16 protein-coding genes are annotated in these 11,462 nt (G+C 48.5%); 14 read left to right on the top strand and 2 right to left on the bottom strand.

What is annotated here, in order from left to right:
* The 5 genes from JW499_RS11570 to JW499_RS11550 form a co-directional block, all read left to right on the top strand.
* On the top strand, positions 1–215 hold a 215-nt coding region (locus JW499_RS11570), incomplete at its 5' end, for a hypothetical protein (protein ID WP_205210742.1).
* Position 216: 1 nt separating this feature from the next.
* Entirely contained in the window at positions 217–504 is a 288-nt protein-coding gene (locus JW499_RS11565; protein WP_205210741.1) for a helix-turn-helix domain-containing protein, read from the top strand.
* Positions 485–1,552 (top strand): omptin family outer membrane protease, encoded by a 1,068-nt coding sequence (locus tag JW499_RS11560; protein WP_205210740.1) that lies wholly within the window; start codon positions 485–487, stop codon positions 1,550–1,552. The genes JW499_RS11565 and JW499_RS11560 overlap by 20 nt, the downstream gene beginning before the upstream one ends.
* A 203-nt stretch (positions 1,553–1,755) precedes the next feature.
* Positions 1,756–2,001 carry a DUF2164 domain-containing protein gene (locus tag JW499_RS11555; RefSeq protein ID WP_205210739.1) on the top strand — a complete coding sequence of 82 codons (246 nt, stop codon included), beginning with the start codon at positions 1,756–1,758 and terminating at the stop codon, positions 1,999–2,001.
* Positions 2,002–2,028: 27 nt separating this feature from the next.
* Positions 2,029–2,709 (top strand): Vat family streptogramin A O-acetyltransferase, encoded by a 681-nt coding sequence (locus tag JW499_RS11550; protein ID WP_232846365.1) that lies wholly within the window; start codon positions 2,029–2,031, stop codon positions 2,707–2,709.
* 172 nt (positions 2,710–2,881) lie between these two features.
* Here the strand turns inward: JW499_RS11550 and JW499_RS11545 are convergent, their stop codons facing one another.
* Positions 2,882–3,508 (bottom strand): heme-binding beta-barrel domain-containing protein, encoded by a 627-nt coding sequence (locus JW499_RS11545; RefSeq protein ID WP_205210738.1) that lies wholly within the window; start codon positions 3,506–3,508, stop codon positions 2,882–2,884.
* 270 nt (positions 3,509–3,778) lie between these two features.
* Here JW499_RS11545 and JW499_RS11540 point away from each other — a divergent pair, with 270 nt between their 5' ends.
* Positions 3,779–4,282, top strand: coding sequence for a helix-turn-helix transcriptional regulator (locus tag JW499_RS11540; RefSeq protein ID WP_205210737.1), 504 nt, complete (start codon positions 3,779–3,781; stop codon positions 4,280–4,282).
* A gap of 185 nt (positions 4,283–4,467) precedes the next feature.
* Here JW499_RS11540 and JW499_RS11535 read toward each other — a convergent pair whose 3' ends face one another.
* Positions 4,468–5,112, bottom strand: a complete 645-nt coding sequence (locus JW499_RS11535) for a glutathione S-transferase family protein (protein WP_205210736.1) — start codon at positions 5,110–5,112, stop codon at positions 4,468–4,470.
* Between the two features lie 297 nt (positions 5,113–5,409).
* Here JW499_RS11535 and JW499_RS11530 point away from each other — a divergent pair, with 297 nt between their 5' ends.
* The 8 genes from JW499_RS11530 to JW499_RS11495 all read left to right on the top strand — a co-directional run bounded on the left by JW499_RS11530 (position 5,410) and on the right by JW499_RS11495 (position 11,448).
* Positions 5,410–5,904 (top strand): gamma-glutamylcyclotransferase family protein, encoded by a 495-nt coding sequence (locus tag JW499_RS11530; protein ID WP_269814561.1) that lies wholly within the window; start codon positions 5,410–5,412, stop codon positions 5,902–5,904.
* Positions 5,905–6,206: 302 nt separating this feature from the next.
* Complete coding sequence (locus JW499_RS11525) at positions 6,207–6,689, top strand: cupin domain-containing protein (RefSeq protein ID WP_205210735.1); 483 nt, start codon at positions 6,207–6,209, stop codon at positions 6,687–6,689.
* Between the two features lie 236 nt (positions 6,690–6,925).
* On the top strand, positions 6,926–7,744 hold the full coding sequence (locus JW499_RS11520) for a methyltransferase domain-containing protein (protein WP_205210734.1): 819 nt from the start codon (positions 6,926–6,928) through the stop codon (positions 7,742–7,744).
* A gap of 62 nt (positions 7,745–7,806) precedes the next feature.
* Complete coding sequence (locus JW499_RS11515) at positions 7,807–8,196, top strand: GFA family protein (RefSeq protein ID WP_205210733.1); 390 nt, start codon at positions 7,807–7,809, stop codon at positions 8,194–8,196.
* A gap of 27 nt (positions 8,197–8,223) precedes the next feature.
* Positions 8,224–8,925 (top strand): class I SAM-dependent methyltransferase, encoded by a 702-nt coding sequence (locus tag JW499_RS11510; RefSeq protein WP_205210732.1) that lies wholly within the window; start codon positions 8,224–8,226, stop codon positions 8,923–8,925.
* A gap of 11 nt (positions 8,926–8,936) precedes the next feature.
* Entirely contained in the window at positions 8,937–9,527 is a 591-nt protein-coding gene (locus tag JW499_RS11505) for a hypothetical protein (protein ID WP_232846363.1), read from the top strand.
* A gap of 148 nt (positions 9,528–9,675) precedes the next feature.
* A complete protein-coding gene (locus JW499_RS11500) occupies positions 9,676–9,966 on the top strand; it encodes a hypothetical protein (RefSeq protein ID WP_232846362.1) in 291 nt (96 codons plus the stop codon).
* Between the two features lie 171 nt (positions 9,967–10,137).
* Positions 10,138–11,448 (top strand): BPSS1780 family membrane protein, encoded by a 1,311-nt coding sequence (locus tag JW499_RS11495; protein WP_205210730.1) that lies wholly within the window; start codon positions 10,138–10,140, stop codon positions 11,446–11,448.
* The last annotated feature ends 14 nt before the right edge of the window (positions 11,449–11,462 follow it).

Raw genomic sequence — 11,462 nt, 5'->3', positions numbered from 1 at the left:
TCGATACCGCAGTAAAAAGGATGTTTGTTGGTGTAAAATCTCATAGGTCTTCTCCTTTTGGTTTGGTCGCCTTCCAGCTTAGTGTGAAAACAGTAAGCTGGGGGAGAAGGCTCTATGAGTATCAATCCGCTGCACAAGGACAAAATTACTCGCTGGCGCTCGCAATTTTGCCTGTGAGCGGTAGCGTTACGTGTCCAAACATGTCGGAGAGATAGGATGAATCCTGAGAAATACAATCGAGAAAAGGGGACAGATTTATTTTCTGAGGATGGTCTTAACGAGAAAAGGCGAGAAAAGGGGACAGATTTATTTTCTGAGGATGGTCTTAAAGGTATGCATTCCCACGCAGGAGCGTGGGAACGAGTTAATCCTGATCGAAACGAAGCAATGATCAAGGCCTATCAAAGTCAGCACTATACGCTGAAAGAGATAGGGGAGCATTTCGGAATCAGTTATTCAACGGTAAGCCGGGCGGTGAACAGAGATGCAAAACGCAAGACTTGACCCCGTTCCATCACATAATAGATGCCTTGTAGGGAATCTTGAAGGGCAAAAGAAGCACATTCAAATGTTGAGCAAAAAAATGAAATCGAAGCTAATCATTTTAGCGACACTTACTGTCTGTAGTTTCATTTTCCCCTCTATTGGCTGGACGATGAATGTGGGCATGGGGGCTGACATGGCAACATTTGATAACAGTATGATAGCTGTAAGATTGCGTGGATCGATAGAAAAAATTTCGGGTCAGTCTGATGAGTACGTTTATGATACAACAGGGGCTAAAATTAGCGAACTCAATTGGGATCTGGAAAATATCGTCATGATAGGGGGAGGGATCTCTGTAGGATGGAATGACTATCTGCAGCTCAATCTCGGCGGATGGACTGCTGTGAGTGAAAACAGTGGATCAATGGTCGATAGAGATTGGTACCCGGAAATAAGTTCAGATTGGTCGGATTATTCCAAAGGTTCGAATAGACTTGATCATGGCTATATAATCGATATGAACCTTTCTTATAATTTTTCTTTCACAGAAAATATTTCTATTTCCCCTATGCTTGGCTTTAGGTTTAATAATTGGAAATGGCATGACCGTGGCGGGGAATATATATATTCCATCAATGGTGGCTGGCGGAATGTTAGCGGAACATTTCCTGACGAAATCGGTATTGTATACGAGCAGTGGTTATATGCTCCTTATCTTGGGGTCGCTGTTGGCGCTGGTTACGAGAAGTTTTTCGTAAATACATATCTTAAAGGCTCACTCTGGGCATGGTCCGAAGATGAAGATCAACACCTGTTGCGCGATTTAGAATTTAAGGACAAAGTGAACAAGCAGCGATTTATCGGTGCAGGCATTGAGTGCGGTTATAATGTGACGGAGCGCATGTCTGTAAGACTTGCTTTAGACTATCAAAAATTCAAGACCGGTAAAGGTAGTGCTCTGGTGATCGACAAGACGACTGGGGATAAGTACCACTCTAACGGAGATGTTTCTGGCATCGCTCATGACTCAACTGCAGTTAGCCTTTCTGTGGAGTATTCCTATTAACAGCTCTTGCGGTTACGGTAATTGATATTTTCAAATTAAACAGCTTTGATTTCTATAATCACAGACTATGCCGAGAAACGATCCTGTTAACCCTTTGATCTTATTCTATCAATAGCTCTGCAAGTCTGGCTCAGTGCTCCAGCGTTAACCTTGAATGATGTATCCATCAGTTTTCAACAGAATATGTTTGAAGAGGGACCTTTATGAATGATATTAAGTTTACAAAAGATGAGACTGACCGGATTGTCAGTCATATCAAAAAATACTTTAACGATGAATTGGACCAGGAGATCGGTGGTTTCGAAGCTGAGTTTTTGCTGGATTTCTTTGCCAGGGAGATAGGGCCTGTGTTTTACAACCGTGGACTGTCTGATGCCCGGGATATCTTTGCGGCAAAAGCCGAGGAGACCGGTTATCTGGTTGAGGAGCTTGAGAAACCCGTCGGATAATAATCTGGCAGAGTATGAGGCGCTATTTTGAACGGTAAATCCCCCGGCGATGACGGACAAACTGCTAACGGACATGGTCCGAACCCTGACGATAAGTCTCCCATGAAGGGGTTCCCTCAGGTAGGCTATCTGAAGCACTACATCACCTCTGACAATATCATTGTGGGTGACTATACCTACTATGATGATCCCGAAGGCCCTGAGCGCTTTGAAACCAATGTGCTTTACCACTTTCCTTTTATTGGTGACAAACTGGTGATTGGCCGGTTTTGTGCCATCGCGAAAGATGTGCAGTTCATTATGAACGGTGCTAACCATCAGCTGTCTGGCTTTTCTACCTACCCATTCTATATTTTCGGCAATGGCTGGGAGAAAGTGATGCCACAAGCCGATGCGCTGCCCTATAAAGGTGATACCGTGATTGGAAATGATGTCTGGATCGGTTATGAGGCGACCATTATGCCGGGGGTTAAGGTCGGCAGTGGGGCGATAATTGGCAGTAAATCGGTGGTGGTGAGTGATGTTCCCGCTTACAGTGTGGTCGGTGGCAACCCTGCGAGAGTGATCCGGTATCGTTTTGATGCGCAGACAATCGCTGAATTGCTGGCAATCGCCTGGTGGGACTGGAGTGCTGAGAAAATCACCAACAATCTGCAAGCGATAGTGGGCTGTGATCTGGCAGAACTGCAACGTATAAGTCAGGGCTGACCGGTTGACCGGCAGGCGTCGCAGTAGAGAATAGAAAAAAGATTGCAGCAAAATAGAGCCAGCCTTTAGCAGGTGTCGCTAACCAAAGGCTGGCCTGTCGGGATATCTCCCGGTTTTGTGTGATCCACCGCTCGTTATGAGAGCCGCGTTAAAACATTAACGCACCTTTTTTCTAACGCACCTTTTCTAACGTAACGGCTTCGGTATGGCTGAAATCTTTGCCATAGATATTCAGTTGCGTTGTTTGTGTGTAGGACAGCGTGTCTGCGGCAATATCCAGCGTCATGGAATATGTCTGGCTGGTGGCATTTTTGCTCATATAAGAGGATTCAGCGATACCTCTCTGAGGCGCTGTCAGTGTCATTTTCACGCCTGCTGTGCCTTCTGCGACAATGCAGACGGATCTCGGAACACAGAAGGAGTTATAGACCATCTGGTTCTTTTTATCGTAAATCAGATAGCCCCGCTGGTCATGAAATTTTGCATCGTCACGCTGTCTGAAGACCTCTTGTTTGTAGTAGATCGCAACCAGAGACTGGTCACTGGCATTGACCGCGTCGGCCGCCGCTTCAAATGTTCTGACTTCGTAGTAGGGTTCTATGGCTTTGCCGCCTTCACCAACCGCTGAACCTGTTCTCCCGGGGGCGATGTCTACGCCGGGCGTTACGCTTTTCCATGTGCCGATTAACGGTTGTAGTGGCCCAAAGTCAAGGTCCTGAGCGATAGCCGGTGTAGTACAGGACAGTGAAAAAGTGATAGCGGTAAGAGCTATCGCAGGTAGGTGTCTAAACGTTTTCATCGGAATTTCCATTTTGATGTTGATGGGTAGTATCACCTTGCTGCCACTACACTTGATTAAAAAATCAAACAAAAATGAACTCAAGCCTGCAGTGGTAGTCAGTAGGTGAGACCGATGTTATGTCATTACTATCGGTTGCTATATGGGAGTTACGTCCCTGTGATTTTTTAAGTGATTGATTTCAAAGCATAGGATGTTTGTCACATGCTATGAATGTTAAACAATTAGGCACTCGCTCAGTCAGTAAGGATGCTGAGTAATGGGGATATAATGATCGAGGCAGACAAGTGGAACGCCCTTATCCGGGTTTTTTTTGTGTTAATTGTTATCACCAGTTTTTCGGATATCGTCGCGGATGTGTTGCAGGGAGCGAATGTCCTGCATATTGTGCAAGAGTCTGTGGTGTTTGTCTTTGCGCTATCGTTGCTGTTGTTGCTGTTTTTGAATACCCGGGCGCATGAGAAACGCAATGCTCAATTGCTGCTTGAGCTTGAGGTAGCCAGGAGTCATTCGGCCCAGGCATCGGAAGAACTGATCAATGCTAAGCGGATGTTCGGTGAGGAGATAACGAAACAGTTTTTAAAATGGGAGTTAACCGAAAGCGAGTCCGATATTGCGTTGTTTACCCTCAAGGGCTTTAGCGCTAAAGAGATTGCGGATTTCAGGAATACCTCTGAGAAAACTGTGCGTAATCAGCTCACCAGTGTTTATAAAAAATCCGGGACAACAAGTAAGGTTAGTTTTACCGCGTGGTTTATGGAGGATCTGTGGTAATTGTCGGATCCAGTCTGAATTAGTAGAGGTAATACTGACGTTTACTGTTCGGAACAATGCGGTTTATCGGATGCGGTAATTTTTAGCGGTCATCAATTTAACTCCTTTAAGCGGGCCGTGCTTCTTTTGTCAGCCCGTTTCATTTTCAGCGGCCCGTCGCTCTTTTAGCGGATTGCGCCGGTTGATCACCTGAACATCGCGCCGTATCCCTCTTCGCTTAGCACCTGTCGAACCGTTGGCCGGGTTAACAGGGTTTGGTAGTAGCGTTTACAGCTCTCGGGTAGCGGCTGCTTGATCCGGTCGGCCCAGAACATCACATAAAACAGCGCCGCATCGGCAATCGAGAAACGATCAAACAGCAGGTCTTTGCCGGCTAAGGCCGGTTCAAGCAGGGCAAACGCGTTAGCGACAATCTCCTCTCCCTGCTGTTTAATGGCATCATACCCGGCACCGTTGTCTAACCCCGGCAGGCAGTATCGCTCAGGGGTGAAAATACGGGTAAAGCCCTGCCCATGAATAGTGTTGACGGCATAACTCATCAACTCCAGCGCCCTGCATTCATTTGCAATGTCCGTCGGCAGTAATGTTTTTTTGGGGTTCTGCCGGGCGATCCACCAGGCCATCGACTGGAAATCAGTCAGCACCAGATTATCATCGGTGACCAACACCGGAATGGTGCCTTTGGGGTTGAGCTGAAGATACTCCGGGGTTTTATTGTCGCCCGCCATGAGGTCCACCAGATGAACTTCAAAAATAGCCTCCACCTCTTCCAGTAAAATATGGATCGCCGTGCTGCAAGATCCGGGTGTCATATAAAACTTCATCGTCATAGGTTCATTCCCCGATAGACTGAACAACGTTTAAAGACGTCCAGTGTGGGCACTCGTTATTACTGCTGCTGATGAAGAGAAACTGCAAGATAGGTGCCACCGGAAATGGGGTTAACTGACTGTTTCATATAAGTCTTCAAGATGTTGAATGTTTCGTTTAAGACAAAATCTGTCCCGTTGTTGTGAGGTTGAGTGCTAAACCGGTAGTCGCTAAGCCCCTCAGTTGCCGTGATATGTTATGGTGAGTTACAGAATGAGTTTCGACCACTTCATTAAATTTTGGTCTGGTTAATCGCTATGTATTATTTTGCCTACGGATCAAATATGTCGCTAGCGCGATTGCAGCAGCGTGTACCCGGTGCCCGGGTTGTCGGCTGCTATTTTCTTGATGGGCATGATCTGCGCTTTCATAAAGCGGGTCAGGATGGTTCGGCAAAATGTGATGCATTGTATACCGGCAACGATGATCGTATTTATGGCGTTGTGTTTGATATCCCCCGGTCGGAGAAGCCCGCGCTGGATCGGGCTGAAGGACTGGGAGTTGGTTATGGTGAGAAAGTGGTGTCGCTGCAAAATCAACAGGGCGAGCAGCTTGAAGCGATAACCTACTTCGCTCTGCAGATCGATCCTTCGCTTAAACCCTATAGCTGGTATGTTCACCATGTGTTGGTGGGGGCGCGGGAAGCGGGACTACCTTCTGACTATATAGGCCGGATCGGGCGGGTTGAGTCAGTTGACGATGGGGATATCGAGCGTGATAGTCGCGAAAGGGCGCTGCATACTCTGGTTTAACACTAATATCAGTGAGTGCCCCGATTGTTAATCGATCTACTGACTCAACCCGTTATTAAAGAGCTGCTCCGGATGGGGCAACGGGCCCCGGTTTTATCCGCTTGGCAGGGGAACAGCGAGATCTGTATGCGATCTGCTATCGCCGTCAGCTACTGCCCCACAGAGCCGCAGCTCTGATCGATTATCTGAAAGGGCATAGCGCTCTTTCATGATCATGCTATTTTTAACTCGTGAGCATTTTGGCCTGCTCTGCTTCTGGATTCATTAAACGAGAAACTGTTAATTATTTTGAGGGGACTTGAATGGAAAAGTACATCATCACCAACGCTGAGATTGCGCAGTATGACGGGGTTAATAAAACCCATTTTCTGAATAGCAATGCTCGCAGGCGGAATAAGTCTCTGGGTGACCTGACCGGGTTGACCGGTTTTGGTTTTCATCTGATTGAAATACAACCCGGCCATGAGTCCACGGAGTTGCATCGTCATTATCACGAGGATGAGTGCGTCTATATTCTTGAGGGAGAAGCAGAGGCAACCATTGGTGATGAAACCGTTCAGGTAGGTGCCGGGGATTTTCTTGGTTATCGTGCCGGGGGAGAGGCCCATAAACTGCTCAATAATGGCAGCACCGTGCTCAAATGTATCGTGGTCGGGCAGCGATCAGATCATGATGTTGCGGATTATACGGCACTGAAAAAACGAATCTATCGACACAAAGGGATGCCCTGGAATCTGGTAGATATTGAAAATATTTCTGAACCGGTGGCAGGAAAGAAGGCTTAAGTGTTTGCTTGTGGTGCAATCGAAACGGGTTAAATCATCGTGTGATACTCAGCCAGTTTCGCAAACCAGGGTATTAACAGTTGATAGATAAACTATAGTTTGAATGTGCGCCCCGCTATTATAAATCTGCTTTTTGTCTTAATCCGGCCTGGGTTTTCGGGTGTATTTACGGATTATGTTTCGCTGTAAACCGGATGAAAGCAGCGACCAACTGAATGGCGCTCAGGAGATGTCGTATGAATAAGCCTCTATCCGATGCAACTCTGTCCGATGAAGAGCTGCTGGCAGCCAAAGCCTATGAAGAACTGCATGTCCCGGCGCTTTTCCGGCAGTTCGCTCCTATCGTTGCTTCCACCGCGCAGATCAGCCCGGGTCAACGGGTTTTAGATGTTGCCTGTGGTACCGGGATTTTAGCCAGAACCGTCGCTACAACGGTTGCTGATCCTGGTTCTGTCAGCGGTCTTGATCTGTCCCCGGGGATGCTTGCTATAGCCCGACAGCTGGCCCCTGCAATTGACTGGCAGCAGGGAGCCGCTGAGTCGCTGCCATTTGCTGATAACTCATTTGATGCGGTGGTCTGCCAGTTCGGTTTGATGTTCTTTCAGAATCGGCAGGCAGCGTTAAAAGAGATGATGCGTGTGCTGGCTCCCGGGGGGCGGCTTGTTGTGGCTGTCTGGGATGCTCTGATAAACTCGCAAGCCTATCCCGATGAAGTTGATATGCTGCAGCGGCTTGCCGGGCAGGCGGCTGCAGACGCATTAAGGGCCCCCTTTGTTTTAGGCAATCCCGATCAGATCACTGAGCTTCTTACTGATGCCGGAGCCGCTTTTGTGGCGGTTGATACGCATCAGGGGATGGCCCGTTTTCCCAATATTAAAACGATGGTTGAAGCAGATCTGCGGGGCTGGCTGCCAGTGATGGGGGTGCAGTTGCAAGAAGCGCAGATAGCGTTAATTCTGAATGAGGCGGAAACGGTTTTAAGCGCGTTTACAGTGGCAGGGGGGCAGGTTGCGTTTGCTGCCCCGGCCCTGATTGCCAGTGGTGTAAAGGTGTGAACCAACGCTGATGGTTTTTCAGAACAATCTCTATCTGCGATACCCAGGTAACAGGAGATCAGATGATTAAAGGAAGCTGCCTGTGTGGCAAAGTAAAATATCGGATTAACGGTCAGCCTGGCAAGATTGTTCATTGTCACTGTCAGACCTGCCGCAAGGCCCATGGTGCGGCTTTTTCCAGTGTGTCTGCTGTGCCTGACTCAGACTTTATCCTGGAGGGTGAAGCGCTGTTGAGCTCCTATGAGTCCTCTCCGGGAAAACGCCGGTTTTTCTGCTCTGAGTGTGGCTCCCAGATCTATGCTAAGCGGGATAATACGCAGCATATTATTTTAAGGCTGGGGTCGCTGGATGATGATCCGGGAGTGGCTGAGGAGAAGCATATCTGGGTGTCACAGAAAGCCTCCTGGTATTGCATCAGCAATAACCTGCCGGAATGTGCCGAGTCTGAGTAACCACTGATGACAGGGTGATGTCGCTTTATGGCTGATTTTAACGATGCCAAAATACTCGATTCATGGGCTAAAAACACCGCGCCCTGGATCCGGGCCGTTCAGGAAAAACAGATTGAAAGTCGCAGACTGGTTACTGACCAGGCGATAGTAGACGTGATCTGTGGATTTGAGGCTGACAGTGTGCTTGATATTGGCTGCGGCGAAGGCTGGCTGGCCCGTGAACTTTCAGCTCAGGGGATGTCGGTAACGGGCATTGACGTTATTCCGGGGTTTATTGAGAATGCCAGAACCTCGTGTAAAGGTACCTTTCATTTACTGGCGTATGAGGCGTTATCGGTGCGCCAGTTAGGTGAAACATTTGATCTTGCGGTGTGTAATTTCTCGCTTCTGGGGGATGAGCCGGTCAGCAGGCTGTTCAGTGTCTTACCAGAGCTGATAAACCCAGGCGGTTGGTTTGTTATGCAAACTCTTCACCCGGGACTCATGGCAGACAGCCAATACTATGATGGCTGGCGCGAAGGTTCGTGGGATGGTTTCAGTGATCAGTTTTGTGATCCAGCTCCCTGGTATTTCAGGACGCTGGAGACCTGGTTTAGCTTATTTGATACTAATGGGCTAAGCGTTCGACTAATAAAGGAACCCCGTCATCCTGCTACGGGGGCTGCTACTTCTCTGATTATCGCTGGCAGGGTGACAGAGGGTACGAGCCGAAAAACTGACAGAATATAGGGTGAGCCGCTATGATTGATACGAGTTTTAAACTGCTGTTCAGCGGCTTAGCTATCGCTCTGGCGCTTGTCGCGTTTGTTCCCTATGTTCGTTCCATACTCAAAGGCACAATCCGGCCGCATGTTTTTTCCTGGTTTATCTGGGGAATGACGACGGTGATCGTTTTTTTCGCCCAGCTTGATGCTGATGGAGGTATGGGCGCCTGGCCAATCGGTATTTCGGGTGTGCTTACTGTCGCGGTGGCGGTGCTGGCATTTATTAAACGTGCGGATATCAGTATCACCGCAACCGACTGGACATTCTTTGCAGCGGCACTGGCATCACTGCCGTTCTGGTACTTAACTTCGGACCCTCTGTGGACGGTCGTGGTGCTGTCGGTGGTTGATCTGTTCGGCTTTGGCCCGACTATTCGCAAAGCCTATGATTCGCCCCATCAGGAGAGCCAGTTGTTCTTCCTGTCACTGGCGTTGCGTAACTGCTTCGCTATTCTGGCTCTGGAAAGCTATTCAGTGACAACGGTTCTGTTTCCCCTGTCGATCACCCTTGCCTGTACGGTTCTGCTGACAATTGTGGTTTTTCGCCGCAGGACGGTGTTAGCCTGACTTGCAGTCAGTTCGCTGATCATTTCATCGCTCGATAAGCTATAGTCAGCTTATGATGAAACTATATGATTTAACCGTCCCGTGCTGTGCTCTCGTTGCTGCAATGACTCTGCCTCCCGTACTTTGTGCTGCCGGGGAAGCCGATGTGATGAGTGTGACGGTCGGTCGGAGTGGAAACCAGCAGTATGATTTCAGCGTAACGCTTAAACATGACGATACCGGCTGGGAACATTATGCTGACAGGTGGGAAGTTGTTGATACTGAAGGTCATATTCTTGCTACACGGACACTGCTTCACCCCCATGTAAATGAGCAGCCTTTCACCCGTTCACTGCGTTCGGTAGCGATTCCTGCAGGCATCGTAAGGGTAAACCTCAGGGCGCACGATCGTGTACATCACTATGGTGGGACAGAGATCTCTGTTGACCTGCCTGACTAAACAGCCCTCTACACCTGTGTTGCGGGTTGCTTATTAATCCGTCAAGCGTGAGTAACTGTCTAATTTCAGATGCTTTTCTGTCTTTAATTTATTGACCTGAAGCCTTGTGAATTATCCTGTTGGCGTTAGAATGAAAACCACTCTTACAGGGCGCAACAGGGAAATTTGCAAATGTCAGATCAATTTAAAGTCGTTTTCAGTGGCACCATTACTGAAGGTTTTGAGCCTGAAACCGTTATCACAGCATTTGCAGAAAAGTTCAAATGTAGTGACGCCAAGGCCCGTGGGCTGGTGATGGCGGGTAAAGAAACCCTCATAAAAAGCGGTCTGGACAGGGTCAAAGCAGAGCGATATGTCGCCGTGCTAACCGCTATCGGCCTCGACGTTAAACTGGTTGCTCCGCAGCCGGCAGTGAAGCCCGCAATGGCCTTTGAACTTGAGGGCGATGATGAGCCTGAAGTCAGCAATGCGGTTGCAGCTTCTGAGTCTTCAGTATGTCCTAAGTGCGGTTCTAAAGAGGTTGCCGATGACCGCTGCCCGGACTGTAAGATTGTTGTCTCAAAGTATCTGGCGATTCAGGATAGTGGTCAGGCATTTACCTCAGCACCCGTTGAAGCCCCTGAATCTTCGGATAATCACTCATCTACGCTTTCCGGAAGCTCATCTTCAGGCGCTTTTACTGCCAGTGCTTCTGCAACATCATATGACGAGAGTGCTGCCGCATCGTCCGCTAACCCTTATCAGGCACCGCAGGCTGATCTCAGTCAGGAGTATGAAGAGGGTGATCTCAGCGGGCCTGTTTCGGTTCCTGCATCCCATGGGTGGAGCTGGCTTGCCGAAGGGTTTGGGCACTTTAAGCAGAACCCGGTTGCCTGGATAGTGGCGCTGGTAATCTGGGTCGTTATCTCTTCCGCTTTGAGCTTCATACCCTTTGTGGGAATGTTGCTGATACTGGTGTATCCGATTATCACTGCGGGTTTTATGCTTGGCTGCAGAGAACAGGCAGAGGGGGGCGATTTTGAGATCGGGCACCTGTTCAGTGGTTTTAACAATAATGTCGGCCAGTTAGTACTTGTAGGGCTGCTCTATATGGTCGGAGTTATCGTTGTTTCCGTTATTATTGGGGTATTGATCGGCAGCGCGACCTTCTTTATCGGGGGGGGAGTTGAACAGATGGGGCCTGGCATGATGTCAGCTCTGGCTCTGCCGATGCTGGTTGGCTTGCTTTTATTCATCCCCCTGATAATGGCTTATTGGTTTGCGCCGACCTTAGTTGCTTTGAATGATATCCCTGCCATTGAAGCGATGAAGCTAAGCTTTAGCGCCTGTTTGAAAAACCTGTTGCCATTCCTGCTGTATGGCCTGATCGCCTTCATCCTGTTCATTGTTGGCACAATACCTTTTGCATTAGGTTTGCTGATTGTGATGCCGATGACTATCGCCTCTTTGTATACCTCATATCGGGATATTTTCTACAACTAAGTTGTAATATTTCC

It is taken from the genome of Amphritea pacifica (assembly GCF_016924145.1).
Lineage (GTDB): Bacteria > Pseudomonadota > Gammaproteobacteria > Pseudomonadales > Balneatricaceae > Amphritea > Amphritea pacifica.
Note: the sequence above shows the minus strand (reverse complement) of the source record. Positions and strands in the feature narration are given on the sequence as shown.

Excerpts from the sequence above, each read along its gene's own strand:
- JW499_RS11510 (WP_205210732.1), top strand. The coding sequence starts at position 8,224 with ATGGCTGATTTTAACGATGCCAAAATACTCGATTCATGGGCTAAAAAC.
- JW499_RS11545 (WP_205210738.1), bottom strand. The coding sequence starts at position 3,508 with ATGAAAACGTTTAGACACCTACCTGCGATAGCTCTTACCGCTATCACT.
- JW499_RS11535 (WP_205210736.1), bottom strand. The coding sequence starts at position 5,112 with ATGACGATGAAGTTTTATATGACACCCGGATCTTGCAGCACGGCGATC.
- JW499_RS11530 (WP_269814561.1), top strand. The coding sequence starts at position 5,410 with ATGTATTATTTTGCCTACGGATCAAATATGTCGCTAGCGCGATTGCAG.
- JW499_RS11515 (WP_205210733.1), top strand. The coding sequence starts at position 7,807 with ATGATTAAAGGAAGCTGCCTGTGTGGCAAAGTAAAATATCGGATTAAC.
- JW499_RS11505 (WP_232846363.1), top strand. The coding sequence starts at position 8,937 with ATGATTGATACGAGTTTTAAACTGCTGTTCAGCGGCTTAGCTATCGCT.
- JW499_RS11540 (WP_205210737.1), top strand. The coding sequence starts at position 3,779 with ATGATCGAGGCAGACAAGTGGAACGCCCTTATCCGGGTTTTTTTTGTG.
- JW499_RS11560 (WP_205210740.1), top strand. The coding sequence starts at position 485 with ATGCAAAACGCAAGACTTGACCCCGTTCCATCACATAATAGATGCCTT.
- JW499_RS11555 (WP_205210739.1), top strand. The coding sequence starts at position 1,756 with ATGAATGATATTAAGTTTACAAAAGATGAGACTGACCGGATTGTCAGT.
- JW499_RS11525 (WP_205210735.1), top strand. The coding sequence starts at position 6,207 with ATGGAAAAGTACATCATCACCAACGCTGAGATTGCGCAGTATGACGGG.
- JW499_RS11500 (WP_232846362.1), top strand. The coding sequence starts at position 9,676 with ATGAGTGTGACGGTCGGTCGGAGTGGAAACCAGCAGTATGATTTCAGC.
- JW499_RS11565 (WP_205210741.1), top strand. The coding sequence starts at position 217 with ATGAATCCTGAGAAATACAATCGAGAAAAGGGGACAGATTTATTTTCT.
- JW499_RS11520 (WP_205210734.1), top strand. The coding sequence starts at position 6,926 with ATGAATAAGCCTCTATCCGATGCAACTCTGTCCGATGAAGAGCTGCTG.
- JW499_RS11495 (WP_205210730.1), top strand. The coding sequence starts at position 10,138 with ATGTCAGATCAATTTAAAGTCGTTTTCAGTGGCACCATTACTGAAGGT.